Annotated in this window: 18 protein-coding genes; 8 read left to right on the forward strand and 10 right to left on the reverse strand. The window is 64.1% G+C overall.

All coding sequences use genetic code 11. The features are described from left to right. Positions 1 to 8: 8 nt before the first annotated feature. The 5 genes from csy2 to ACFSJC_RS08185 form a co-directional block, all read right to left on the reverse strand. Positions 9 to 1,034, reverse strand: a complete 1,026-nt coding sequence (gene csy2 / locus ACFSJC_RS08165; RefSeq protein WP_386025544.1) for a type I-F CRISPR-associated protein Csy2 — start codon at positions 1,032 to 1,034, stop codon at positions 9 to 11. After that, positions 1,031 to 2,335, reverse strand: a complete 1,305-nt coding sequence (csy1, locus tag ACFSJC_RS08170; protein ID WP_386025545.1) for a type I-F CRISPR-associated protein Csy1 — start codon at positions 2,333 to 2,335, stop codon at positions 1,031 to 1,033. Before csy1 ends, csy2 begins: the two co-directional genes overlap by 4 nt. Positions 2,336 to 2,386: 51 nt before the next feature. Continuing rightward, complete coding sequence (gene cas3f / locus ACFSJC_RS08175) at positions 2,387 to 5,761, reverse strand: type I-F CRISPR-associated helicase Cas3f (protein WP_386025547.1); 3,375 nt, start codon at positions 5,759 to 5,761, stop codon at positions 2,387 to 2,389. Further along, a complete protein-coding gene (cas1f, locus tag ACFSJC_RS08180; RefSeq protein ID WP_386025549.1) occupies positions 5,758 to 6,747 on the reverse strand; it encodes a type I-F CRISPR-associated endonuclease Cas1f in 990 nt (329 codons plus the stop codon). Before cas1f ends, cas3f begins: the two co-directional genes overlap by 4 nt. Before the next feature lie 113 nt (positions 6,748 to 6,860). Next, entirely contained in the window at positions 6,861 to 7,472 is a 612-nt protein-coding gene (locus tag ACFSJC_RS08185) for a 2OG-Fe(II) oxygenase family protein (RefSeq protein WP_386025551.1), read from the reverse strand. Positions 7,473 to 7,601: 129 nt separating this feature from the next. Here ACFSJC_RS08185 and ACFSJC_RS08190 point away from each other — a divergent pair, with 129 nt between their 5' ends. The 3 genes from ACFSJC_RS08190 (at position 7,602) to ACFSJC_RS08200 (ending at position 10,000) form a co-directional block, all read left to right on the forward strand. Further along, entirely contained in the window at positions 7,602 to 8,156 is a 555-nt protein-coding gene (locus tag ACFSJC_RS08190; RefSeq protein ID WP_386025553.1) for a hypothetical protein, read from the forward strand. A gap of 443 nt (positions 8,157 to 8,599) precedes the next feature. Further along, entirely contained in the window at positions 8,600 to 8,956 is a 357-nt protein-coding gene (locus ACFSJC_RS08195; protein WP_386025555.1) for an HPF/RaiA family ribosome-associated protein, read from the forward strand. Positions 8,957 to 9,082: 126 nt separating this feature from the next. Next, positions 9,083 to 10,000: an SDR family oxidoreductase gene (locus ACFSJC_RS08200; protein ID WP_386025557.1), complete on the forward strand. Its 918-nt coding sequence runs from the start codon at positions 9,083 to 9,085 to the stop codon at positions 9,998 to 10,000. Between the two features lie 92 nt (positions 10,001 to 10,092). Here ACFSJC_RS08200 and ACFSJC_RS08205 read toward each other — a convergent pair whose 3' ends face one another. Beyond that, a complete protein-coding gene (locus tag ACFSJC_RS08205; protein WP_386025558.1) occupies positions 10,093 to 10,914 on the reverse strand; it encodes a ferritin-like domain-containing protein in 822 nt (273 codons plus the stop codon). Then, a complete protein-coding gene (locus tag ACFSJC_RS08210) occupies positions 10,911 to 12,182 on the reverse strand; it encodes a glycerate kinase type-2 family protein (RefSeq protein ID WP_386025560.1) in 1,272 nt (423 codons plus the stop codon). Before ACFSJC_RS08210 ends, ACFSJC_RS08205 begins: the two co-directional genes overlap by 4 nt. Before the next feature lie 166 nt (positions 12,183 to 12,348). On the opposite strand from ACFSJC_RS08210, the gene ACFSJC_RS08215 reads away from it, so the two are divergent. After that, complete coding sequence (locus tag ACFSJC_RS08215; RefSeq protein WP_386025562.1) at positions 12,349 to 12,606, forward strand: hypothetical protein; 258 nt, start codon at positions 12,349 to 12,351, stop codon at positions 12,604 to 12,606. A 116-nt stretch (positions 12,607 to 12,722) separates the two neighbouring features. Here ACFSJC_RS08215 and tsaB read toward each other — a convergent pair whose 3' ends face one another. The 3 genes from tsaB to ACFSJC_RS08230 all read right to left on the reverse strand — a co-directional run bounded on the left by tsaB (position 12,723) and on the right by ACFSJC_RS08230 (position 15,523). Further along, positions 12,723 to 13,397 (reverse strand): tRNA (adenosine(37)-N6)-threonylcarbamoyltransferase complex dimerization subunit type 1 TsaB, encoded by a 675-nt coding sequence (gene tsaB / locus ACFSJC_RS08220; protein WP_386025564.1) that lies wholly within the window; start codon positions 13,395 to 13,397, stop codon positions 12,723 to 12,725. 21 nt (positions 13,398 to 13,418) lie between these two features. Beyond that, the gene (locus ACFSJC_RS08225) at positions 13,419 to 14,348 is read right to left on the reverse strand and encodes a hypothetical protein (RefSeq protein WP_386025566.1); all 930 of its coding nucleotides are present in this window, start codon (positions 14,346 to 14,348) and stop codon (positions 13,419 to 13,421) included. A 185-nt stretch (positions 14,349 to 14,533) separates the two neighbouring features. Continuing rightward, the gene (locus ACFSJC_RS08230; protein WP_386025568.1) at positions 14,534 to 15,523 is read right to left on the reverse strand and encodes an adenosine kinase; all 990 of its coding nucleotides are present in this window, start codon (positions 15,521 to 15,523) and stop codon (positions 14,534 to 14,536) included. A 281-nt stretch (positions 15,524 to 15,804) separates the two neighbouring features. Here ACFSJC_RS08230 and ACFSJC_RS08235 point away from each other — a divergent pair, with 281 nt between their 5' ends. The 4 genes from ACFSJC_RS08235 to ACFSJC_RS08250 all read left to right on the forward strand — a co-directional run bounded on the left by ACFSJC_RS08235 (position 15,805) and on the right by ACFSJC_RS08250 (position 21,531). Continuing rightward, positions 15,805 to 17,016: an MFS transporter gene (locus tag ACFSJC_RS08235; RefSeq protein WP_386025570.1), complete on the forward strand. Its 1,212-nt coding sequence runs from the start codon at positions 15,805 to 15,807 to the stop codon at positions 17,014 to 17,016. A gap of 291 nt (positions 17,017 to 17,307) precedes the next feature. Then, the gene (gene megL / locus ACFSJC_RS08240) at positions 17,308 to 18,564 is read left to right on the forward strand and encodes a methionine gamma-lyase (RefSeq protein WP_386025572.1); all 1,257 of its coding nucleotides are present in this window, start codon (positions 17,308 to 17,310) and stop codon (positions 18,562 to 18,564) included. Between the two features lie 112 nt (positions 18,565 to 18,676). Beyond that, positions 18,677 to 21,097, forward strand: a complete 2,421-nt coding sequence (locus ACFSJC_RS08245; protein WP_386025574.1) for a DEAD/DEAH box helicase — start codon at positions 18,677 to 18,679, stop codon at positions 21,095 to 21,097. Further along, a complete protein-coding gene (locus ACFSJC_RS08250) occupies positions 21,094 to 21,531 on the forward strand; it encodes a hypothetical protein (RefSeq protein ID WP_386025576.1) in 438 nt (145 codons plus the stop codon). Before ACFSJC_RS08245 ends, ACFSJC_RS08250 begins: the two co-directional genes overlap by 4 nt. Positions 21,532 to 21,533 lie beyond the last annotated feature (2 nt).

The following is a 21,533-nucleotide window of genomic DNA, read 5'->3' on the forward strand; positions in this document are numbered from 1 at the left end:
TTGAACGTTCAGTATGCGATTACGTTGGTTGGGTCTGGAACGGGGTTCGGCGGACGATAGGCGTTGCGGCAGCGGTAGAGGCCGTGCTCGTCGGGCGCCTGCGCTTCCCAGATCAGCTCGTCCAGATCCTGTAGGCGGTGCGGGCTGATCCATTGACCCGTGGACCAAATCGTCTCGACGAAGCAGAAGGGAACCTCGGTGTCTCTGGCACCCTTGACGGTTCCCGGTGGCTGTAAATCGGATAGAGCAGCGAATCCAACCGGGATCGGGACGATCCAGCCGGGGCGAGGCTCTGTGATCCAGTCGATCTTGGGCACCTCCGCCTGCTCGTCCGTTGTCGGTTGCATGATGGCTTTCGAGCTCCAGCGAGACAGGTCGAGCCAGGCGTCCAACACGTTGGCATTCGGATTCAGGGCTTTCAGATCGGACAGCCGCGCCTCCAAGAGGTCATCGCGCGAGACTAAAGCGAAGCCTGGGAGCCAACGTCGCGCCAAGCGCTTGAATAGCTTGCTCCGTTCTTCGTCCTCGTCTGGCAATAGATCGAGGGTGGGGCGGGTCGGCCGGCGCGCCGAGCCTGCGATCGGTGGCATTAGACTTCCGCCGGCAATGCGCATCGAGGCTAGCTCGTGGGCGATCCGTTCGGCTAGGGCCGCGCGCTCGGCATCGCCGCGATGCGCGTCGCTGATCCGTGCCTCGAAGACCAGAGTGACATCCAGATGCACGCGTCCCTCTTCGACGATGGCGGCAACGCTGCCGTCGTGTAGAACCGGGTTGCGGGTAAGTCGAAAGGCGTGGGTGAATCCCTCGGTAGTGACCTGAGCCTCGAAACCATGGCAGATGATGCCGACGCCATAGAGTCCGATTCCGGCATCCTGTCCCAGCCGGCGTTCGAGTGCCGTCATTGCTCCGGTAAAGGCGGTGATCGCCGGGAAGCCCCAGGTCATGGGGCTGGAGATGGCATTGGCGTTCTGCACGCGGATGTGAGGCAGCACCAAGATGGCGGCATGTTTCGGTGTGTGAGCGTCGCCGTTCATTCAACCTCCCGACTAAAGTCCTTCAGCTGCTCGCGGGCCAGCTTGCGCCAGTACAGATACTCCGGATCGCCCATGGGTAGAGGCTCGCGGAGCCGTGCGTTCAGCCAGTTGGCAAAGTCGGATGCGATCGCATCGATGCTGTCGCCCAAGTCCGCATTCGATTGAGGATCCAGCCAGGCGCGGTGTGCCGCAAGCAGCTTGCATTGCGGATCCGTGCTCCAACCCGCGTCGAGCGTGCGCACTTCTGCGGTGAACTGAATCAGCTCGTCCAAGAGCGCGTCGATTAGGGCATCTCGATACTGGCGGGTTTCTTGATTGGAGGCTGGATCGCCTTCCAGGAAGCGCCGCAGGTTTTGCGTCTGCGCGTAAACCTCGCGACGCCAGCGAAAGACGTTGAACAACGATTCCACATTGAAGAGCGGTTTGATGGTCGTCGAGCGCCAGACTGGCGGTAACGAGGCGAGCAGATAGTTGTCGCCTCGGCGCTCGCTGTTCAGCTGGCTGATGTTCTGCGGCTTGCTGCTGCCGAGCTTCTGCACGGCGAGGTGCGGATACTCGTGAACCGTGCGCTCGTGCCAGGCGCTCGTCTTGCGTGCCTGTCGGGCGGCCTTGGCTTCCTCACTGAATCGGTCGTCTTGCAGGATTTGGTAAACGCGATGTACCAGCGACGTGGGGTAGAGCGGTGCGAGCAGATGGTAGTCCCGATCGTCGTGCGGATCGTTGCCGAGGGGCCAGAAGACTTGTTTCGCGAGGGTATGAGACGCCGCTTGCGTACAGCGTTTCGTGTCAATTTCTGTCAGCTTGTTGGCGATTTCCTGGGCTTGTGACGCATCTTCGCTGAGCGCGGCCACGGCATCGACATCGCCGCTTTCCAGCAGATCCAAGACGGACCGGCCATCGAATTGGGTCTGCAGTAGCCGATAAAGCTCATAGATCTTTTTGTTGAAGGCACCATTGCCGGTCGCGTCGACATCGATCTCATCCCTCAGGACATGGGATCCAACGAGTGTCAGGTCCGGCAATGTCGCTGGGTCGATGTTGAGGTTTGTTGCGACTCTAACCTTGGGATCTGGGTGGATTCCCTTGAGGATGTGGGTCGCCATTTGAATCTGGCTGACGCTTGCCGCGCCGCTGATTAGTAGTGCTTGTAATTCAAACAAATCGCGCTGCTTCTGGCGTTCTTTCTCTGAGGCGGCATCGGTGCCGGTGATCTTTGCCAATACTTCGTTTCGCCGCTTCGTCACATGCGTTTGCAGCGCGGTGCGGATCGCCGATGATCGATGGGGGTCGAGGACGGACATTTGCTTCTCCCTGCAATGGATTGGATCTGACGTTCTTCGTTGCGCTGACCTTCACCCTTTTTTAGCAAAACCTAGGACCGGATGATAACGCCATCCACATTCCTCATTGGCCCTGACGGTCGCGGTGCCGAACCGTTCCGCGCAGGTGCGGAGCGGCAGGTCCAGCTGTTCGGCGAGGTCCGACAGGGCCGTCATGTAATCGGTGATGCCCCAGGGCTCGATCCGCTCGCCTTGCGTGGAGGCGTTGGGTAGGTGATCGCACAGTGAGCGGTCGACTTCGATATACAAGGGCTCGTGTCGGCGTGCGCCCTCCATCATCCGATGTAGCAAGGCGGTTTCTCCGTCCTCATCCGGCAGCAAGACTAGGGTGATATCCCGAGGGATCGGTTCCTCGCGGAATGGGTGCTGTTGCTGCAAGACGGCGGTGAGCAGGGCGTCTCGGGGTGCCTGGTGCCACCAGGTGCTGGCATTCAACGCGGGCGTTGGCTTGGCGGCGGCGCGGGCGCGACGGCTCAATGGGTTGGCTGTTGGGGGCACTTGCTGCTGCGGCAGCATCCTGTCCCGCAGGCGGGCATGTTCGAGGTCGGACAGACGGTTCCGAGGGCGTAACGCGACATCTTCCGGAGAGAGGATTCGGGGCCGGGCGTCGATCACCGCGATCTCTTCGGTGTTCACCAGCTCCCGTAGATCGTGTGAGGCGAGACGAAACGGCCCTTCGTCCATCTCGAAGCCAGGTCTGCAAAAGGCGGCTTTATCCCGATAGCGGAAACTTCGCAGGTTGTGGCTGAGGATCAGGATGTTCGGTGAGTCGATCGCTCCGAGCCGATGGCGGCGGACTCGGCCGGCGAGCTGGATCAGGGAGCGCATCGATGAAGGTTCGACGACGGCCCAGTCATAATCGTGGTCGCGCCCGACCTCGGTGACGGGCGATCCGAGCACGATGAACAGATGATCTGGTTCTGGATAGACGTCCAATCGCTGGCGCACGTCGGCCAGAGAAAAGACGGTGTCCGGGTCGTGACGCTGTAGGGCACGGTCCAATTGCTGTTCGATGGCCGAGCGAACCAGTAGCGGGTGGCTGGCGTGATAGACGCACAGATGGATCCGAACGCCATCCGGTGGCGTTTGGCGGAACAGCGCCAAGGCAAGTTCGAACAGAGGCTCGATGTTGGCCATGCGCACCAGACCGAAGCTGACGCGCTTCTGGGTTTGTGGATCCGAGCTGTGATGGGTGCGATGCAGCCTCAGGGCGGCCGACAACACTTGGGGCGCGAGCGCTCCGGCCAGGGATGGCAACTCATTGAGTCTGTCCAGGCCCGTGACGGGCAGGATCTCGGCGCGCCGTCGCGGCTCGGACGCCAGGCGTGCCAGTTCGGCGTGGCGCTTGTGGGCGAATGCCGCATGGGCCTGGGAAAAGCTGGCCGGATCCGAGCAGTTTCGTGCCTGCTGATCGAATTCGTCGATCCAAAGGCAACCGATCTCCGGTGGTGTCTCTGCGGCGCCGGGGCGAGCCCCTCGGTTGCGTTGGAAGTGCCGGCGACCGTTGCGATAGGCCTCGAACAGGCCCTGAACCAGGGCTGGTGGCAGTGTGGCCGAGGAGAGCAAGACCCGTGCGCCGAGCAGGCCGGCCCAATGGACCAGCCGGGTCAGGGCCGGAAGATCTGCCAGGTCGAAATCGTCGGGCTCGTCCAGAACCAGGTCGCCGCTCATGAGACGGAGCATCGGTGCAATCTGTCGGCCACCGCGTTGGCTTTCGGTGGCTGGGGTCAGGTGGTCGATGGTGCAGACCAGCAGAGGCGCCACCAGGAGCTTACGAACCTGCGGATCGGCCACGGCGCGGCGCAGCAGTGGATGTCGATCGATCTGTCCCTCGAAGACGACATGACCATCTTCTTCCAGCAGCGCCTGGCGGGAGGCCGAACCGGTGGCTTCGGATTGGGCCTCATGGTGCTCGAACAGCGTGCGGTTGGCCGATCCGCCGACCCGAATGGCGAGATCCTCGTCGCTCAGGTTCAGTAAATCCTTGAATGCCTTGCCGGTTTGCAGGGTCAGGGTGCGCAGGCCCAGCGCGAAGGCGCAGCGCATGCCCTGAGCGGGGTCGGCGAGCGCATACATGATGCGGGCGTTGGCCAATGTCTTGCCGCAGCCGGTCGAGGCCATGTTGACGATGAAGGCGCCATGCGTCTGGGAGTGCTCGCGTAGGCTGGCAGCCAACTCGGCCGATTTATCCTGCCAACGGAAGCGGTCCTTTCGTGCGCGTTGTTTCAGCCCACGATGTTTGCCCAGGCCCGGCAAGGCTTGCTCGAAACGGGGCAGGAAGCGGGCGATCTGCGCGCCGTGCTGGGCCACGCCGAGCAGGTGTTCGTCCAGCGACTGGTTCGGCGCGGAACTCTTTCCGCAGGTGTTTGCGATCAATGGGTTGGATGGCTTGATCTCGACGCGCTCTTTGGTCTCTCCCTCCAGGCTGGAGTAGTGATGATCCGCCAGCATTAGGGCCAGTCGGCTGAGGTGCATGACGAAGGGGTTGTCCAGAAGGTCTGCGGACAAGGGTGCGAGAGGCAGCAGTCGGCGAGCGATGCGGCGGGTGCGATGTCGCCAGGCATCGCTGGCGATCGGCAATCCGTGGGGAAAGCGCCAGTAGGGCTTCAGTGCCTCGGGGGTCGCTTCGGCGAAGGCGCGTTCGTTCCATGCGGGGGCGATCTGGGTCAGCAGACCTTGCAAAGCGGTCATCTGAAACGGCTCTTCGGGCGGCAATTCGGGCAGGCGGTGGTGCGTCAGCATCAGCCAAGCTAGTGCCTGAGCGATTGGCGCTTGGCTCATGGTGTCGAATGGGGCCTTGTGCGGTCCGTCCAGTCCATCCTTGCGTAGCCGAGCCTGCCAACGGGCGTCATCGGCAGGGGTGGGTTCGGCCAGCCGACCGAGCCAGGTGGCATCGTCGTCATCGCCGACAAAGGACTCCAGCAGGCGCGCGGATACCCATTCGTGACGAATCAGATTGCGTCCGCTCAGCTTGCCTTGCAGTCGGGCCTGAAAGGCTTCGATGGATTTCCCGAGATCGTGCAGCAGACCGGCCATGTCGACCAGGAGGCGAATCAGGTCGCCGGTGTGCCAGTCGTTCTCATCGGTTTGACGCAGGATGTTGCGTCGGGTCATGTTGGTGGGCACGGCACCCTGCTCATTGAAGCGACGCCGGTCGCCAACCACCCAGAGCAGTTCGGAATGGTCGAGCCCTCGGATCCAGTGGCAGGCTACCGCCGTGTTCTTGCGCGCGGTCTTGCGCAGCAGTCGGTGCAGCGTGTCGAGTCCGTCTCGGGTGATCGGCGTCTGCCAGGTGCGGTTCCCTCGGCGCTCGGCGAACTGATCGAGGATGCGGCGGGTTTCGGTGAGAGCGCGTTTGTCGCATTGGGAGATCAGCAGGATGTTCATAGGGTCTCCCGCAGCGCGAGCTGTCCCATGACCTGGGCGACCTCCTTGATCGTGTCGATCATGAAGTCCAGGGCCTCACTACGCGTGAGGGTCTCGATGCAGGCTTGGCGAAACTCCTGCTCGGTATCGCCACGAGTGGCCGAGATAAATGCCTGAGGCAGGATGGTGGCGTCCTTGACCAGGTCTGCGACATCGAATACGAGCCCGCCTCGGCGGGTCTTGCCGTGCAGCACCGCCAATCCGTGAGGTAGGCCAAGCACCCAAGTCGCGGTGGCCGCCAAGCCGTAGGCGAGGTAGTTGCCGTGGTCGAGGCATTGGTTGGCGGCGTCGATGCCTTGGCCGCGCTGGCTGCGGGTGAAGTCGCCGTATCCCGTCGCCCGGCTGGCCAATTTGTAGAGTTGTTTGGTCAGGCGTGCCTCTTGGGTGAGCAGGTTAGTGTGGTCCGGGGCGGCCTCCATGGCGGGGCCAGCTTGGGCGAGCAGGGCATCGAGCGCGTCCAGGTCGGGTGCGTAGCCAGCCGTGCTCAGTCTGCGATCGGAGGCCCATTGGGTTCTGACGCGTTGTAGTCGCGTCTGCTGGAAGGTCTTGGCCGCCTTGAGGCGCAGTGCGTCATCGAACCAGAAACGGGTCCAGTTCTGGAGATATTCCGTCGGCCGATATTCGCTCTGCGGTGAAAACCAGAGGATGTCGGTGTCGCGCTCGGTCGCGGCGAGCAGTGGGGTGCCCCCGCCGCCGCTGAATCCGACCAGTACGCCTGCCTTGGCTAGCTCGCGCATCGCCGCCTGGGTGACGGAGGTTCCGGTCCCGAGCAGCAGGCAGGTGGTGTTGGCGATGGGGATGTTCCAGTAGAGCGAATTCTTGCCCTCGTCCGTGACGTATTCGACGCGCCCCCCGTTCACCAGGACCCGGCAGTGTTCCAGGTAGTAGAGGTTGGCCCGCTTGGAATGCAGGATGGTCTTGAGGTCTGAAGGCGTGAAGGTGTCCATCTTGTCCCTGGTTCCTTGATCGTGAGTTGGTGAAGGGGGGGCGCGACCCGCTTGGCGGTTGTCCCCGGATTTCGCTCGCGCTCCATCCGGGCGACAGGTCGTTTTCTGTGTCCTCAGGCGAAGACGATCCAGGTGGTGGCGATGTATTTGGCGCCTTCGCGCACGGTGGCGGCGCGGTGTTCGTGGGTCCAGAAGGGTGGGAAGAGCACTAGCTTGCCGCACTCGGGGCGGACGCTGATGCCTTGGTGGATGAATTCGGTCTCGCCGCCGGGGCCGGGGACGTCGTTGAGATACCAGAGCGCGACCAGCTGGCGCTGGCTCATCTCGTGGCTGCCGCTGTCGATGTGCCAGTGGTAGTAGTCGCCCGGCAGGTAGCGCTGGATCTGATAGCCCTCGTCTTTGAAGGGGCCTTTGAAATAGGGGTATGCCTCGCGGAACTCGCGGATCGCGGCGGCCAGAGAGCGGAAGAACATCTGGTCGACGTCCTTCCAGTCCTCCTTGTTGCTCACCACCAGATCGCGGGTGCGTTTGATGCCTGCGTTCTCGGCGCGTAGCTGGCCGATGCGGCCGGCGACCTGCTGCTCTGGGTTGGCCTCGAAGCGCTCGATTACCGCTTCGCAGAAGGCGGGCGGCAGTGCGAGCGGTCGCACGAAGATGAAGCTGCCCGGGCTCGCTTCCCGGATGCTGGTGAGCCTGGGGCGAGGGGCGTCTTGGGGCTGGTGCATGTGTCGGGATCCTGTTCGTGGTTTGTTGGGGATCTGCGTCGTCGGCGAATTTTCCGAGTAAAATACTGAGCATTCGGCGGCGGATTCGATGCGCTCGGCGTCCGCCCATCAACGACGCAGGAGGATTTCGTGGCCATTCGTATCAAGAGCCATTGGCAGGACGAGGTGCGCGAGCGCTCGCTTCCCGAGGTCGCCAGCGCGCTGGCCTACATCGCTTGGCGTGTCGCGCTCGACAAGGCGATCAATCTGCATTGCGAGCGCTTCGTCTACCGGGACGACGCGCAGCGGCTCGCGGTCATCCAGGAGTATCTGGCCTTTCTCATCCAGGTCGCCGATCGTCTTTCGCACGGCATGATCGAGGACGAGGGGCGGCGAGTGCTGGTCACCGCGTTCGCCAAGAAGGTCTTCGCCCATGTGCAGGACAACAGTCAGGATCTGCTCGGCCCAGGCGATTATGGTTCGCCCTTCATCGCCCTGCTCAACGTGCGCTCGGACGAGTATGCCGATTTCAGCTTCGACGACGACGGTCCCAGCTACGCCATGCTTCGGCACCTGGGGTTCGAAATCCAGACGCTGATGGGTGGCGGGCAGGAGAATCGGTGGGTGATCGATCAGGTGATGGACAAGGACGGCTGGGAGGCCTACAAGTCCTTCGCCAAAGCCTATCGCGACCTGTTCGAGTGAGGGTGATTGGTGTCGGCGTCGGCGAACGTCGCGCCCCGGTCTCCTGCCGGGGGCCGTTCGGATGATCGAGGCGATTTCCGGGAGGTCGATAGGGGTGGGCGGTCCCGGTTTCTGCCGACCGGGTCGGCTTAAATGAGCTGGTATTGCGGAAGAAAATGGATTTTTTCGCTCATTGCCCGAAATTAGGTGTCCAGATCTTGATCTGGATGGGTGAAACAGTGATGAATTCGGGGTAAATGGTACTTCTGGTCTTGCTTTTCGGCTGCTCGATGGCCATGATTCGGCCACCGCCGCAAGTCTCGTATCGCGTCCCCCCCGCCCTAGAGACACCTCAGCGACGGAATCACTCATTAAGAGGCGTTTGCCCTCATATCTGTTCCACTCGGCTTTCGAGAGGCGCCCGAAAGCGCAAGGATCTGCCGAGTCTTTGGAGAACGTCAAGTATGCCCATCAAGATAGGCGGCGACACGCTCGCGTTGGATGCCGACATTCGTCGGCAGATCGAGTCCGAGGCTAAAAAGTTCGCCGATCGATTTCCAGACGAACGGGTCGACGCTCACGTTACGATTAAGGAGGAATTCGATCCGCTGCACGGACATCGTGTCCGCTGCGAATTGAGTGCAAAGCTCTGTTCCGGGCGTCAGGTGCTGGTGCGCGACGCGCGCAAGAATGCCGCCGAGGCGATCGAAGAGGTGTTCGTATCGGCGCGGCGCAGCGTGCGTCGTTTGCGTCGTCAGCACTCTGTTGCCCTGTCCTCCGTGCCTTCCAAGGTGACGCAACTGGCGCAGGCCGGTCACTGACCGAGGCCGGGTCGTCTCGTCTTTCTGGGCGATGTTCAGGTTTTGCCTTGACCAGGGGTGCTCGGCACCAATCTAGTGGTTCATCCGATCTTTCGATCCAAGCCATCCATCGATGAGGAGTGTTCCATGAAGGTTGCAGTTATTGGCGGCACCGGGTTCGTCGGTTTTTACGTCACGCGCCAATTGCTTGCCGAGGGCCACATCCCAAGGCTGCTGGTGCGTCCCGGAAGCGAGACCAAGGTCGAGAACCCCTCGGCCTGCGAGATCGTTCAGGGCGATGTCGAGGATGTCTCGACGCTGGAAAAATGCCTCGCCGGCGCCGATGCGGTGATCTATCTCATCGGGATCCTGCGCGAGTTCCCCGCGCGCGGCATTACCTTCGAGGCGTTGCAGTATCAGGGGGTGGTGAATACCATCGCGGCAGCGAAGGCCGTGGGGGTCGAGCGGTTCCTCTTGATGACCGCCAACGGCATCCGCGCCGACGGTACGCCCTATCAGCGCACCAAATATCAGGCCGAGGTGGCCCTCAAGGGCTCGGGTCTGCGCTGGAGCATCTTTCGCCCCTCCGTGATCTTCGGCGATCCTCAGGGGCGCATGGAGTTCTGCTCCCAGCTCAAGAAGGACATCATCGACAGTCCGCTGCCGGCGCCGCTCTTCTACGAGGGGCTGTTGCCGCTCAAAGCGGGTGCGTTCGAGCTGGCGCCGGTGTCGGTCAGCGATGTCGCCAAGGCGTTCGTGCTTGCCTTGAGCGAACCGCGCACCGAATCTCAGACCTACAGTCTGTGCGGCCCGCAGCGTTTGAGCTGGAAGGCCATTCTGGGCGTTATCGCCGCTGCCTCGGGCAAGACCAAGGTGATGGTGCCGGCGCCCGCCATGGCCATCCAGGCCGCCGCCAGTCTGCTCGATCGCTATGCCTGGTTCCCCATCTCGCGCGATCAGCTGCAGATGCTGCTTGAGGGCAATGTCTGCTCCGAGAACGATAGCTTCGCCCGTCTCGGTTTGACGCCGACCCATTTCGGCGTGGATCAGCTCGACTATCTCTGAGCCATCAGCGGGATCCCCGGATTCCGCTGCGCTTCATCCGGGCTACGGGGCGCAATGTGGCCCGGCTGCAATGCCGTGCAATCCGGGAGATCTCATGGCCGCCGACAGCGTGCTTCGAGGCGGTCGAGTTCCGCGTCGTCGAAGCCGGCCCTGAGTCGCTCCGCGCGGTTCAGAGGGCCTCGGATCTCGCCGGTCATGTAGTCGTCGAGCAGCGCGAAGTAATGGTGCGCGGGATCGAGTCCGCGCTCGGTACAGAGCGTTTTGAACCAGTGCGAGCCGGCGGCGACATGCCCGACCTCTTCGGCGAGGATGACTCCGAGTCCGCCTCCGGTTTCGCTGTCGTCGACACCCTCGAAGCGGGCGATCATTCCTGGCGTCACGTCCAGCCCTCGGGCCTCCAGCACACGCGGAACCAGCGCCATGCGGACCAGCGGGTCTGCGGCGGTGCGTCGCGCCATCTCCCAGAGCCCGTCATGTGCGGGGAAATCGCCGTAGTCGCGACCCAGATCGTTCAGTCGCTCGCGCATGAGCATGAAATGCCGTGCCTCCTCGGCGGCGATCCGCAGCCAGTCGGCGTGAAACTCCAGCGGCATGTCGCGAAAGCGCTGCACCGCGTCCAGGGCCAGGTTGATGGCGTTGAATTCGATATGGGCCACGGCATGGATCATGGCCGCCCGGCCGTCGCGGCTGGTGAGCTTGCGTGCCACCAACTGGCGCGGTGCGACCAGTTCGAGCCTTTCCGGACGGCCCGGCTGGTCGCGAATGGGTCCGGCCAGAGCGGCATCGGCATTCAGACGTCCCGCCTCCCAGTCTGCGGCGGCCTGCAGGGTCGCGGCGACCTTGCGATCCGGATCGGGCTCGGCCAGGCAGTGCGCCACGCTGTCGAATAGGTTGGTCGTCGATCGCTCCGTCACAGCTTCAGCCCCAGGATCAGATCCATGACGTTGGTGTCGGTCGGTCCGGTACGGATGAGATCGCCGCTGGCCTCCAACAGCTGACCTGAATTCGCGGCGATCAGGGTCGATTCGGCGTCGAATCCATCCACTGCGGCGCGTTCCAGCGTCCAGGCGTCGACCAGCGCGCCCGCGTCCTCGGTCGGTCCGTCGGTGCCATCGGTCCCGGCGCTGAGCAGCAGACACTCGGGATGGCCGGCGAGCGCGATTGCCGCAGCCAGGGCTAGATGCTGGTTGCGTCCGCCGCGTCCAGGGGTGTCGGGAAGGGCGACGGTCGTCTCTCCGCCCCAGATGTGCAATCCCGGCTCGGCGTCGATCAGGGTACGGGCGAGGGTGCGGCCTTGCTCGGCCGCATCGCCCTGGATCGGTGGTGGATGGAGCCGGACGGAGAGACCGAGCTGTGACGCACGCTCGGCGGCCGCTTGCATGGCGGTGCCGATATCGGCGATCAGCTCGATCGTTGGTCCACGGGCGGGCGATCGACCGCGCTCGGCGAGCCCTCGACGGACCCGGTCGCCTAGCCAGTCGGGCAAGGGAAGCTCCAGGACGCGCGACCCAAGATCGGGCTCGGGAGACAGGGGGCCGGAGCCGATGACGCTCGGGTCATCGCCCGGCACGTCCGAGATGGCGAGCGCCCGTAGCGGTCGGTCGCCGACTCTTGAGAGCAGCCCTCCGCCCTTGATCCGCGAGATGGATTTGCGCACCCGGTTGATCTGCTCGATCGGCAGTCCGCTGGAGAGTAGCCAGGCATTGATCCGGCGCAGTTCGGGCAGGTCGATGCCCTGGATCGGGGCGTCGATCAGGCTGGATGCGCCCCCCGAGATGAGGAAGAGCTGCGTCGCCTTGCTCGGAATGTCGTCGAGCGCAGCCATCAGTCGCTCGCCCGCATCCAAGCTGGATTGATCGGGGAGCGGATGTCCGCCGAAAAGGCATTCGATCCCCCGCGCGGCGAGCGCGGTCCGATCGGCATGCCCCGGCTTGGTGACGACCAGGCCGCCGAGGCAGGCATCGCCACAGGTCTCCGTTGCGCCAAGCGCCATGGATGCGGCGGCCTTGCCGATCGCGTATAGCCAGATCGGTCCCTCAATGGGGCGTCGTGTCAGGGCGCGCCGGGTGGCCTCGCGTCCATCGACCGCTGCAATGGCGGCGGCAAAACAGTCGAGCAGTCTGGCGCGCGCGGTCTGAATGGGTGGGTTCGGAGCGGTGTGCATTGGGCGAGGATTGGACATGGTTCTCGGTATATTGATTGATTTCAATGCACTATCCACGTGGCGCGCGCATAGTGACCGCCCCATAGGGACGCGTTGTCCAGATCCCGATTCCATCCTCCACGCTCGCTGTCGCCCCGGTCGCGATGGCTCTGCCAAGCGCCCACAGGCGGTTCGAGACGCTCTCATGATGAATCTCTGTCCCAAATGCAGTCACTCACCCTGGCCCTTCGTCATGATCTTTGCGATCACGAGTGTCATCGGTTTCCTGACCTGGCTGGTGCTCGGGCTGTCGCCGCTCGATCCGCTGGCGCGGGTGGCGATCGCCGTGGTCGTCTTCCTGGTGGTGGGTGGAACCCTGCTGCACTATGTCGTCAGTTGTCTGCGTCGCCATTGTCGACACAAGGATGATGCCACAGTGGGGCGTCGCGAGGCATTGGGCTGAGTTTGGCGGGCGAGATGGTCGATGGCTGGCTGAGGCGACATCGATCGGTAGCCCGTCGACGCCCTCCGTTGAAGTCGCCTCGGGCGGTCGCGATGCGATGCGGAGCGGAGTTTCGCTCAGGTGCGAGTGACCCGGTCCCTCAAATAGACCGGCATGGCCTGATCGGCTGGAATCTGCTGGCCTGCCGCGTAGGCGGCTGCGGCGAGAGTGGCGATGTCGCGGGCCTCGCAGATGGCCTCTGCATCCGTTCCGGCGACGACCGCTCCCAGACGCTCGGTCAGTGCCGTGCGATAGGCGGACCAGCCGGGGCCGACGCCGAACCAGCCGGCGCCTGGAGGCGCCGCGACGGTCTCAGGGAGGCAAACGCGCTCGTCGCAACAGGACTCCGCCAATCCGCTCGGGTCGATCTCGAAGCATCCCCAGTAGACCTCGTCCATGCGGGCGTCGAGCGCGACGAGCAGGCGCTTCTCGCCCGTGCGCCGGTAGTGGCCCTGGGCCATGGCGGCGAGCGTCGAGACCGGAACCACGGGAACCTCGGCACCGAAGGCCGCGCCCTGGATGACGGCGGTGGCAATGCGCACGCCGGTGAAGGAGCCGGGTCCGCACCCGAAGGCCATGGCGTCCAGGTCTGTGACGGCCAGTCCGGCCTGTTCGAGCAGATCCTGCATCATCGGCAGGATGAGTTCGCCGTGGCGGCGTGGGGCGTGCTCCAGCCGTTGCTCGATGCAGGTGTCGATGAGCAGGGCGGCGGAGCAGGTTTCGCTGGAGGTATCGATCGCAAGCAGCTTCATGTCATGGCAGGTGGCTAGGGATCAGGCCGAAAAGGCGAGATCGAGTGGCTGAAAGCCGAAAGCGCCGATTCTATACCCTGCGTCCTCCAGTTCATGAATGAAGGGGTAGGGCGGTTGCAGAACCCAGCCGTGGAAGCTGGATTCGAGCGTGCTCTCCTGTTGGCGCGGTGGTCTGTCCTCCGATACCTCGACCAGGAACAGCCGGATGCGCCCGAGCATCCGCAAGGGATCCTCCAGCTGGGTCTGGACGGCCCAGCCTTCCAGTCCGTCGATGAAGTACTCGCTTCTCAGTGCCGACTCCTTGAGCTGGGCCGCCAGGCCGAACAGCAAGAGACGCTTGTATTCCAGTTCATGGTCGAATCTCGTCCCGGAGGTCGTGTCTTCATCCCAGGGCGAGCGGGCGCGCCGCGTGGAGAGGTAATAGTGCAGCTCGTGAAGGTCGCGCCAGGTGCCGGCCGGAACCGGGGTTTTCCAGAGCGCGCCATAACGGATCTGGCGTGAGGCGAAACGGAAGAGATTGCGCATCATCCAGTCGCGCTTGCGGGTCTGGCGGGCGGTGAGCGATCCGTATTGCTGGTCGAGCTGGCGCAGCGTTTGGTCGAGGTTGAGACACATGAGCCGGTAGAGGCGCTGTTCGAGCGTGATGCCGTTTAGTGGCTTGTCACCGTTGCCTTCACTCTCCTGATAGGGCTTTGGCAGCCCGGCGCAGGTCTTGAGGATGGGCACCTTGAGCGCCGAGAGCACCGAGATCCGCCGATTGGCGGTCAGGTCCGACTTGCGCAGGTTCTCCAGCGCCATCATCAACGCCGGTCCGGCCTGTCTCACCCCGGCGCCGCGCAGGCCGGACAGCCATTCGTTGAGCTTGTCGAGATTGCCGTCGAAACGCGGACGCGTGCATTCCCGCACCGCCAGCGGCGAGGGTAGGGAAGGGGCATTGAAGCTCGTCATCATCGCGCATCCTCCATTCGACGCACACCGACGGGCCGCCCTCCATGGGATGTGGAGGGCGATGCCCGCCGGTCGTTATCGATCGGTTCCGATCCTTTGGGGTGCATGCTAACGTCACGGGCGGAGCGGGGATGTCGAATGGTTCGCACTTCGGGACATCCAGCTCGGCCCGTGGATCGGGGCGTCGGTCAGCCGAAGGACTTGAGGATAGCCTGGGTCTCATCGGTCGAGATGCGCGGGCCGAGCGAGGTGACCAGCTTGGCCGAGGCGGCCGAGGCCAGATCGCCGGCGCGCTGGTGGCTCCAGCCCTGGCTCAGTCCGTAGAGGAAGGCGCCTGCGAACATGTCGCCCGCGCCGACCGTGTCGACGGCCTCGACCTTGACCGGATCGATTTCGATCAGCGTGTTGCCGTCCCACACCAGGGCGCCCTGTGGGCCTCGGGTGACGGCGAAGCTCTTGGCGATGGACTTGAGATAGCTCAGCGTCTGGTTCAGGTCTTCCGAGCCGGCCATGCCCATGGCCTCGAATTCGTTGGCGAAGAGCAGGTCCACGCCCGAGCCGATCATCTCCATCAGTCCCGGCTTGAAGAACTTCACCATGTTGGGGTCGGAGAGCGAGATGGACGTCTTGACGCCTGCCGCCTCGGCGATGCGTTTGGCCTCGATCGTGGCATGACGCGCCGTGTCGGAGGTGACCAGATAGCCCTCGGTGTAGAACCAATCGGAGTCGGTCAGTGCCTCCTCGACCAGTTCCTTGGTGGAGAGGTTGCCGCTGACCCCGAGGAAGGTGCACATGGTGCGGTCGCTGTCCGGGGTGACCAGCACCACGCAGCGCCCGGTGTCGCCCTGATCCTTCTCGGTATGCTGGTTGGTGTCGACGCCGCCGTCGAGCAGGTCCTTCATGTAGAAGTGGCCGAGTTCGTCGTCGGCGACCTTGCAGGAGTAGTAGCCCCTGCCGCCGAACTGGCTGAAGGCGATGATGGAGTTGGCCGCCGATCCGCCGGATCCGCGCTGATGCTGCCGGTCCTTCAGGTGGCTCATGATACTGGTCTGCTGGTGCTCGTCGACCAGTGTCATCACGCCCTTGTCGATGCCGAGGATGCCCAGATCCTCGTGCGCCACCTCGTATTCCATGTCGACCAGCGCGTTGCCGATCCCGTAGATCTGATATTTCGCCATGCGGACTCCATCGTTCGAGAAATCAAGACGCACCATTGTACAGATCCAGGTTTGCCCCGGTTGGGTCGGTCGGCAATTTGTGGCGATTCTTGTTCCTGTACAGTTCTTCGGAGGGCGTCTCCGATCCTTGGGCGCGCAGTCCGAGTGTGCGAGGATGTGCGCTGTTCGAGGATGTGCATTCATGCGTCCGCTGCGGGATGCGGTGGAATCCGTCTCGGGCCAAATCCGTTCTATCACCTCAGGCGATTGACAGAAATCGCCCCCGTACCTTTTCGACGTCCATGACCACGCATACGATCCTCCGGCCCCGTTTTCGGGTGCTGGGCGCCATCAGTTTCTCGCATCTGCTCAACGACACCATGCAGTCGCTGATGATCGCCCTCTATCCGCTCTTCAAATCCGGGCTGCATCTGAGTTTTGCCCAGATCGGTCTCGTCACGCTTGCCTTCCAGTTCACCTCGTCGCTGCTGCAGCCGCTGGTTGGGCTCTACACCGACCGTCGTCCTCAGCCCTTCTCGCTCGCCGCCGGCATGGGCTGCACCTTCACCGGCCTGCTGGCATTGTCCGGCGCCGACAGCTTTCCCATGGTGCTGATGGCCGCCGCCATGGTCGGCACCGGATCGGCCGTCTTCCATCCCGAGGCATCGCGGGTGGCCCGCATGGCCTCTGGCGGACGCTATGGGTTGGCCCAATCCATCTTTCAGGTCGGCGGCAACGTCGGCGCGGCCATCGGTCCATTGCTCGCGGCCTTGGTCGTCCTGCCGCACGGCCAGCGCAGCCTCGCCTTCATGTCGCTGATCGCCCTGGTTGCCATGCTGGTGCTGATCGGCGTTGGACTCTGGTATCGCCACCAGCAACGCCAGCCGCGACCGGCGGCCAAGTCGACCCATGATCCTCTGCCCAAGGGCAAGGTGCGGACCACGCTCGGGGTGCTGCTGGCGCTCATGTTCTCCAAGTTCTTTTACTCGGCCAGTCTGAGCAGCTTCCTCATCTTTTATCTGATGGAGCATTACGGCATCGGCGTGCGCGATGCCCAATTCCATCTCTTTCTCTATCTCTTCGCCATTGCCGCCGGCACCCTGTTGGGCGGGCCCATCGGTGATCGCATCGGCCGACGTCAGGTCATCTGGGCATCCATCCTCGGCGTCGCGCCCTTCACCCTGATGCTGCCCTATGTGGGGCTGGGAACCTCGGCAGTCCTGGTGATGATCATCGGCTTCATGCTCGCCTCCGCCTTTCCGGCGATGGTGGTCTATGCCCAGGAACTCATCCCAGGTCGCGTCGGCACCGTCTCGGGGCTCTTCTTCGGACTCGCCTTCGGCCTGGCCGGCGTTGGGGCCAGTGTCCTGGGCCTGGTCGCCGACCACTGGGGCATCGAGACCGTTTACCGCATCTGCGCCTTCCTGCCTCTGATCGGGCTCCTAGCGGTCTTCCTGCCGGATCTGCGCTTGAATCCGGAGCCGAGGGGAATGGCCGAGCCGACGCGGGCTTGAGGCGCGGGCTTTCGTTCCGGTCTGCGCGAACGTTGGCCTAAGGCGACTCGGATTGCGTTTTGATGAGACTTGAACGCTGCGCAAGCTCGATGCGTGGTTTGGATCGCTTGATGGGTGCGATCGATAGAGCAAAGGGGGATCGAAACGACGATCGAGGCTAGCGCCGGAATCGACCGTCAGTCAATCGGGATCGGACTGCCGTCCTTGACCGCCTTGAGCGAGATCGGTCAAGAGATTTCCCGACCTTTGCGGCATTCTACCCCTTTCATCCAATCCGGACCGGGCACCGCCATGACCCACGCTATCGACCCCAAGGACGTTCCGAGCCAGACCGACAGGGATTTCTCCACTCGCGCCATTCATGCCGCCTACGATGCGTTGCCCAACCAGGGCGCGCTGAATCCGCCGGTGTTCTGGTCCTCGACCTTCGCCTTCGAGTCCGCCGCCCAGGGCGCCGCCCGCTTCGCCGGGACCGAGCCGGGCATGATCTATACCCGGGTCACCAACCCGACGGTTCAGACCCTGGAAGAGCGCCTGGCCGAGCTGGAAGGTGCGGAGGCCGGTCTGGCCTTCGGCTCCGGCATGGGTGCCATCACCTCGCTGATCTGGACCCTGCTGCGACCGGGAGACGAGCTGCTGGTCGACCTCACGCTCTACGGCTGCACCCACTCGCTCGTAAACCATCTGCTGCCGCAGTTCGGCATCTTGACGCGCTCGGCCGATTTCACACGGCCGGAAGCGCTGTCGGAACATCTCAGCGAGCGGACGCGTCTGGTTCTCTTCGAGACGCCGGCCAACCCCAACATGCGTCTGGTGGACATCGCGGCCGTCTCCGCTCAGGTCCATGCGCACTGCTCGGCGCTGGTCGCGGTCGACAGTACCTACTGTTCGCCCTATCTGCAGCAACCACTGGCCCTGGGCGCCGACGTCGTCATCCATTCGCTGACCAAATACATCAACGGTCATGGAGACGTGATCGCCGGCGCGCTGCTGGGCCGGGCCGAGCTGATGCAGCAGATTCGCATGCAGGGTCTGAAGGAGTTGACCGGCGCCTGCCTGTCGCCCATGGATGCCTATCTGGTCCTGCGCGGTTTGAAGACGCTGCCGTTGCGCATGGATCGCCATTGCCAGAGCGCCCAGCTGATCGCCGAGCGTCTGGCCCAGCACCCGGCGGTGTCCCAGGTCCATTACCCGGGCCTGGAGTCGCACCCGCAGTTCGCACTGGCCCAGCGTCAGATGCGGTTGCCCGGCGGCATGATCGCCTTCGAGCTCGTCGGCGGTGTCAAGGAGGGTGCGCGTTTCATGGACGCGCTGCAGCTCTTCACCTGCGCGGTCAGTCTGGGCGATGCCGAGAGTCTCGCCCAGCATCCGGCCAGCATGACGCACAGCACCTATGCGCCGGAGGAGCGGGCAAGGCACCTCATCACCGAGGGTCTGGTGAGGCTCTCGATCGGGCTCGAAGACGCCGAGGATCTCTGGCGCGATCTGAATCGGGCGCTGGAGGTGGCGATCCAGTCGCCAGGATCCGGGCTGCCCTTCTTGTTCTGATTCCGGGACGGCCGAACGAGCGGTGCGTCGGCCCCGGCTATTGCCTGTCGAACGCGCCGCGTCCAAGCTGCTCCAATCCGACTTGAACCATTTGGACGCGGACCCTCTTCACGTGACGCCCTCGACATCGAACGACGCCTCCACCGCCAGCCATCCTTCCAGTTCGACGGTCCTGCCGGTCGAGCGTCTCAAGTCTCGGCTGCTCGCCAGGTACGCCACCCGCATCGGCGCCCGTCAGACCCAGCCGGCCACGCAGGCGCTCTGGCGCGAGCTGCCGACGGATCTGACGCCCGCGCTCGGCGCTGCCTTGCGGGCGCGCGGACTGGAGCGGCTCTACAGCCATCAGCGCGCGGCCTGGGATCTGGCGCGCGCCGGCCGCCATCTGGTGGTGGCGACCCCGACCGCGTCGGGCAAGACGCTCTGCTACAACCTGCCGGTGTTGGAGTCCGTTCTCAGTGCGGGCAAGAAGGCGCTCTATCTGTTCCCGACCAAGGCCCTGGCGCAGGATCAGGTGGCCGAGCTGATGGAGCTCGGCCGGGCGCTGACCGAGGCAGGCGGGGCGGGCATCAAGGCATTCACCTTCGACGGCGACACGCCGGGCGACGCGCGCAAGGCGGTGCGCACCCGGGGCGACATCGTGGTCAGCAATCCGGACATGCTGCACCAGGCGATCCTGCCGCATCACACCAAGTGGGCGCAGTTCTTCGAGGGGCTGCAGTATGTGGTGGTCGACGAACTGCACAGCTATCGCGGCGTCTTCGGATCGCACGTCGCCAACGTCTTCCGGCGCCTGCGGCGCATTTGCCGCTTCTATGGGGTCGAACCGACCTTCATCTTCGCCTCCGCCACCATCGCCAACCCGGCCGAGCTGGCCGAGCGTCTGTGCGGCGCGCCGGTGGAGGCGATCCTGGAGAGCGGCGCGCCCCAGGGCGAGCGGCATCTGCTGCTGTGGAATCCGCCGGTCGTCAATCCGGATCTGGGCATCCGCGCCTCGGCGCGCTCCCAGTCGACCCGCATCGCCCGCATGGCCGCCAAGCTCGGGCTCAAGGCGATCGTCTTCGCCCGCTCGCGGCTCATGGTCGAGGTCATCACCAAGTATCTGAAGGACGTCTTCGATCAGGATCCGCGCAATCCGCCGCGTGTGCTGGCCTATCGCGGCGGTTATCTGCCGAGCGAGCGCCGTCGGGGCGAGCAGGCGATGCGCGCCGGGTCGGTGGATCTGGTGGTGGCGACCTCGGCGCTGGAATTGGGCGTCGACATCGGCGCGCTGGACGTGGCCATCCTCAACGGCTATCCGGGAACGGTGGCCGCGACGCGCCAGCGGCTCGGGCGCGCCGGGCGGCGCTTGCAGCCCTCGCTCGGGGTGCTGGTGGCGAGCAGCGATCCGCTCGATCAGTATCTGGTGCGCCATCCCGAATTCCTGTTCGGTGCCTCGCCCGAGCATGCCCGCATCCATCCGGATCAGCTGCTGATCCTGCTCGACCATGTGCGCTGCGCGGCCTTCGAGCTGCCCTTCGGCGACGGCGAGACCTTCGGTGCCGAGGATCTGGGCGAGATGCTGTCCTATCTGCGCGACGAGGGCCTGCTCCAGCGTCAGGGCGAACGCTGGTACTGGGTCGCCGACAGCTATCCGGCCAATGCCGTGTCGTTGCGCTCGGTGGCCGAGGGCAATTTCGTCGTCATCGATACGACCGACGGCGCCCAGACCATCATCGCCGAGGTGGATTACGGCAGCGCGCCCGGCACGCTCTACGAAGGGGCCATCTACATGGTCCAGTCGCAACCCTATCAGGTCGAAACACTCGACTGGGTCGGGCGCAAGGCCTTCGTGACCCGCACCCGGGCGGACTATTACACCGACGCCATCGACTATACCCGGCTCAAGATCCTCGACCGTTTCGAGGGGCGATCGCAGGGACGGAGTGCCGTCGCCAACGGCGAGGTGCATCTGGTGCGCCGCTATCCGGGCTACAAGAAGATCCGCTATTACAGTCACGACAACGTCGGCTATGGCAACATCGCGCTCCCGGATCAGGAGATGCACACCACTTCGGTCTGGTGGCAGGCGGAACCGGCGGCGCTGGAAGCGGTCTTGCCCGATCGTCAGAAGGCGATCGAGGGCTTTCTCGGCGCGGCCTATGCGCTGCATCATGTCGCGGCCCTGCGAGTGATGGCCGAGCTGCACGATCTGGGGCGGGCGGTCGGCGACGGTCAGGGCACCTGGTTCGCGGTGGTGGGAAACGATGGTCGCGGTCAGATGCGCGGCCCGGACAACGAACCTTTGGAGGTCGACGGGGCGGGACGTTTCGAGCCCACGCTCTTCCTGTACGACAATTATCCGGGCGGCGTCGGGCTCTCCGCGCCGCTCTACGACGATGCCTGGCAGCTGCTGGGCGATGCCCGCGATCTGGTCGCGGGCTGTGCCTGTCAGGGCGGCTGTCCGGCCTGTGTCGGACCCATTCTGGCGGGCGACGAGGATCTTGTATCGACGCCACGCCAGACGGCGCTGGTGGTTCTGGAGCTATTGAAATGAAGTCATCTGTCATCGCCCTCCTGGCGATCGGTCTCATCGGGTCTGGCATTTCGGGAGGATTGCTCGCTACCCAGTACGGCCCCGTGCTCAAGGGGGACGAGGGTATCTGGTGGACACCCGATTCGAGTCCGCTGTCGCTCGACGAGACGGTGAGCGACTTTCGTCTCTATATCGACAATACATCCCTGCAGGCGCACATGCAGAATGGTTCGCTCACCGGGCTGGGCCGCGAGGGACTGGCCTTTCATGTCGAGCCCAAAGACGTCGCGGTTCTGATCAACAACTGGCCGTCGGTTCGGGCGGCCTTCCTGCAATCCGCGCTCTATTCGGCCTTCGCGCTCGGCGCCTCGTTGAGCTGTCTGCTGATCGGCATCGTCGCCGCCTTCCAGGGCGTCGGCCAGGGGCGGAGTCAAGGTCGCAGGCTGAGCAGCTGAGC

The organism is Thiorhodococcus fuscus (genome assembly GCF_042682685.1).
GTDB lineage: Bacteria > Pseudomonadota > Gammaproteobacteria > Chromatiales > Chromatiaceae > Imhoffiella > Imhoffiella fuscus.

Excerpts from the sequence above, each read along its gene's own strand:
- csy2 (WP_386025544.1), bottom strand. The coding sequence starts at position 1,034 with ATGAACGGCGACGCTCACACACCGAAACATGCCGCCATCTTGGTGCTG.
- csy1 (WP_386025545.1), bottom strand. The coding sequence starts at position 2,335 with ATGTCCGTCCTCGACCCCCATCGATCATCGGCGATCCGCACCGCGCTG.
- cas3f (WP_386025547.1), bottom strand. The coding sequence starts at position 5,761 with ATGAACATCCTGCTGATCTCCCAATGCGACAAACGCGCTCTCACCGAA.
- cas1f (WP_386025549.1), bottom strand. The coding sequence starts at position 6,747 with ATGGACACCTTCACGCCTTCAGACCTCAAGACCATCCTGCATTCCAAG.
- ACFSJC_RS08185 (WP_386025551.1), bottom strand. The coding sequence starts at position 7,472 with ATGCACCAGCCCCAAGACGCCCCTCGCCCCAGGCTCACCAGCATCCGG.
- ACFSJC_RS08195 (WP_386025555.1), top strand. The coding sequence starts at position 8,600 with ATGCCCATCAAGATAGGCGGCGACACGCTCGCGTTGGATGCCGACATT.
- ACFSJC_RS08200 (WP_386025557.1), top strand. The coding sequence starts at position 9,083 with ATGAAGGTTGCAGTTATTGGCGGCACCGGGTTCGTCGGTTTTTACGTC.
- ACFSJC_RS08210 (WP_386025560.1), bottom strand. The coding sequence starts at position 12,182 with ATGTCCAATCCTCGCCCAATGCACACCGCTCCGAACCCACCCATTCAG.
- ACFSJC_RS08215 (WP_386025562.1), top strand. The coding sequence starts at position 12,349 with ATGATGAATCTCTGTCCCAAATGCAGTCACTCACCCTGGCCCTTCGTC.
- tsaB (WP_386025564.1), bottom strand. The coding sequence starts at position 13,397 with ATGAAGCTGCTTGCGATCGATACCTCCAGCGAAACCTGCTCCGCCGCC.
- ACFSJC_RS08225 (WP_386025566.1), bottom strand. The coding sequence starts at position 14,348 with ATGATGACGAGCTTCAATGCCCCTTCCCTACCCTCGCCGCTGGCGGTG.
- ACFSJC_RS08230 (WP_386025568.1), bottom strand. The coding sequence starts at position 15,523 with ATGGCGAAATATCAGATCTACGGGATCGGCAACGCGCTGGTCGACATG.
- ACFSJC_RS08235 (WP_386025570.1), top strand. The coding sequence starts at position 15,805 with ATGACCACGCATACGATCCTCCGGCCCCGTTTTCGGGTGCTGGGCGCC.
- megL (WP_386025572.1), top strand. The coding sequence starts at position 17,308 with ATGACCCACGCTATCGACCCCAAGGACGTTCCGAGCCAGACCGACAGG.
- ACFSJC_RS08250 (WP_386025576.1), top strand. The coding sequence starts at position 21,094 with ATGAAGTCATCTGTCATCGCCCTCCTGGCGATCGGTCTCATCGGGTCT.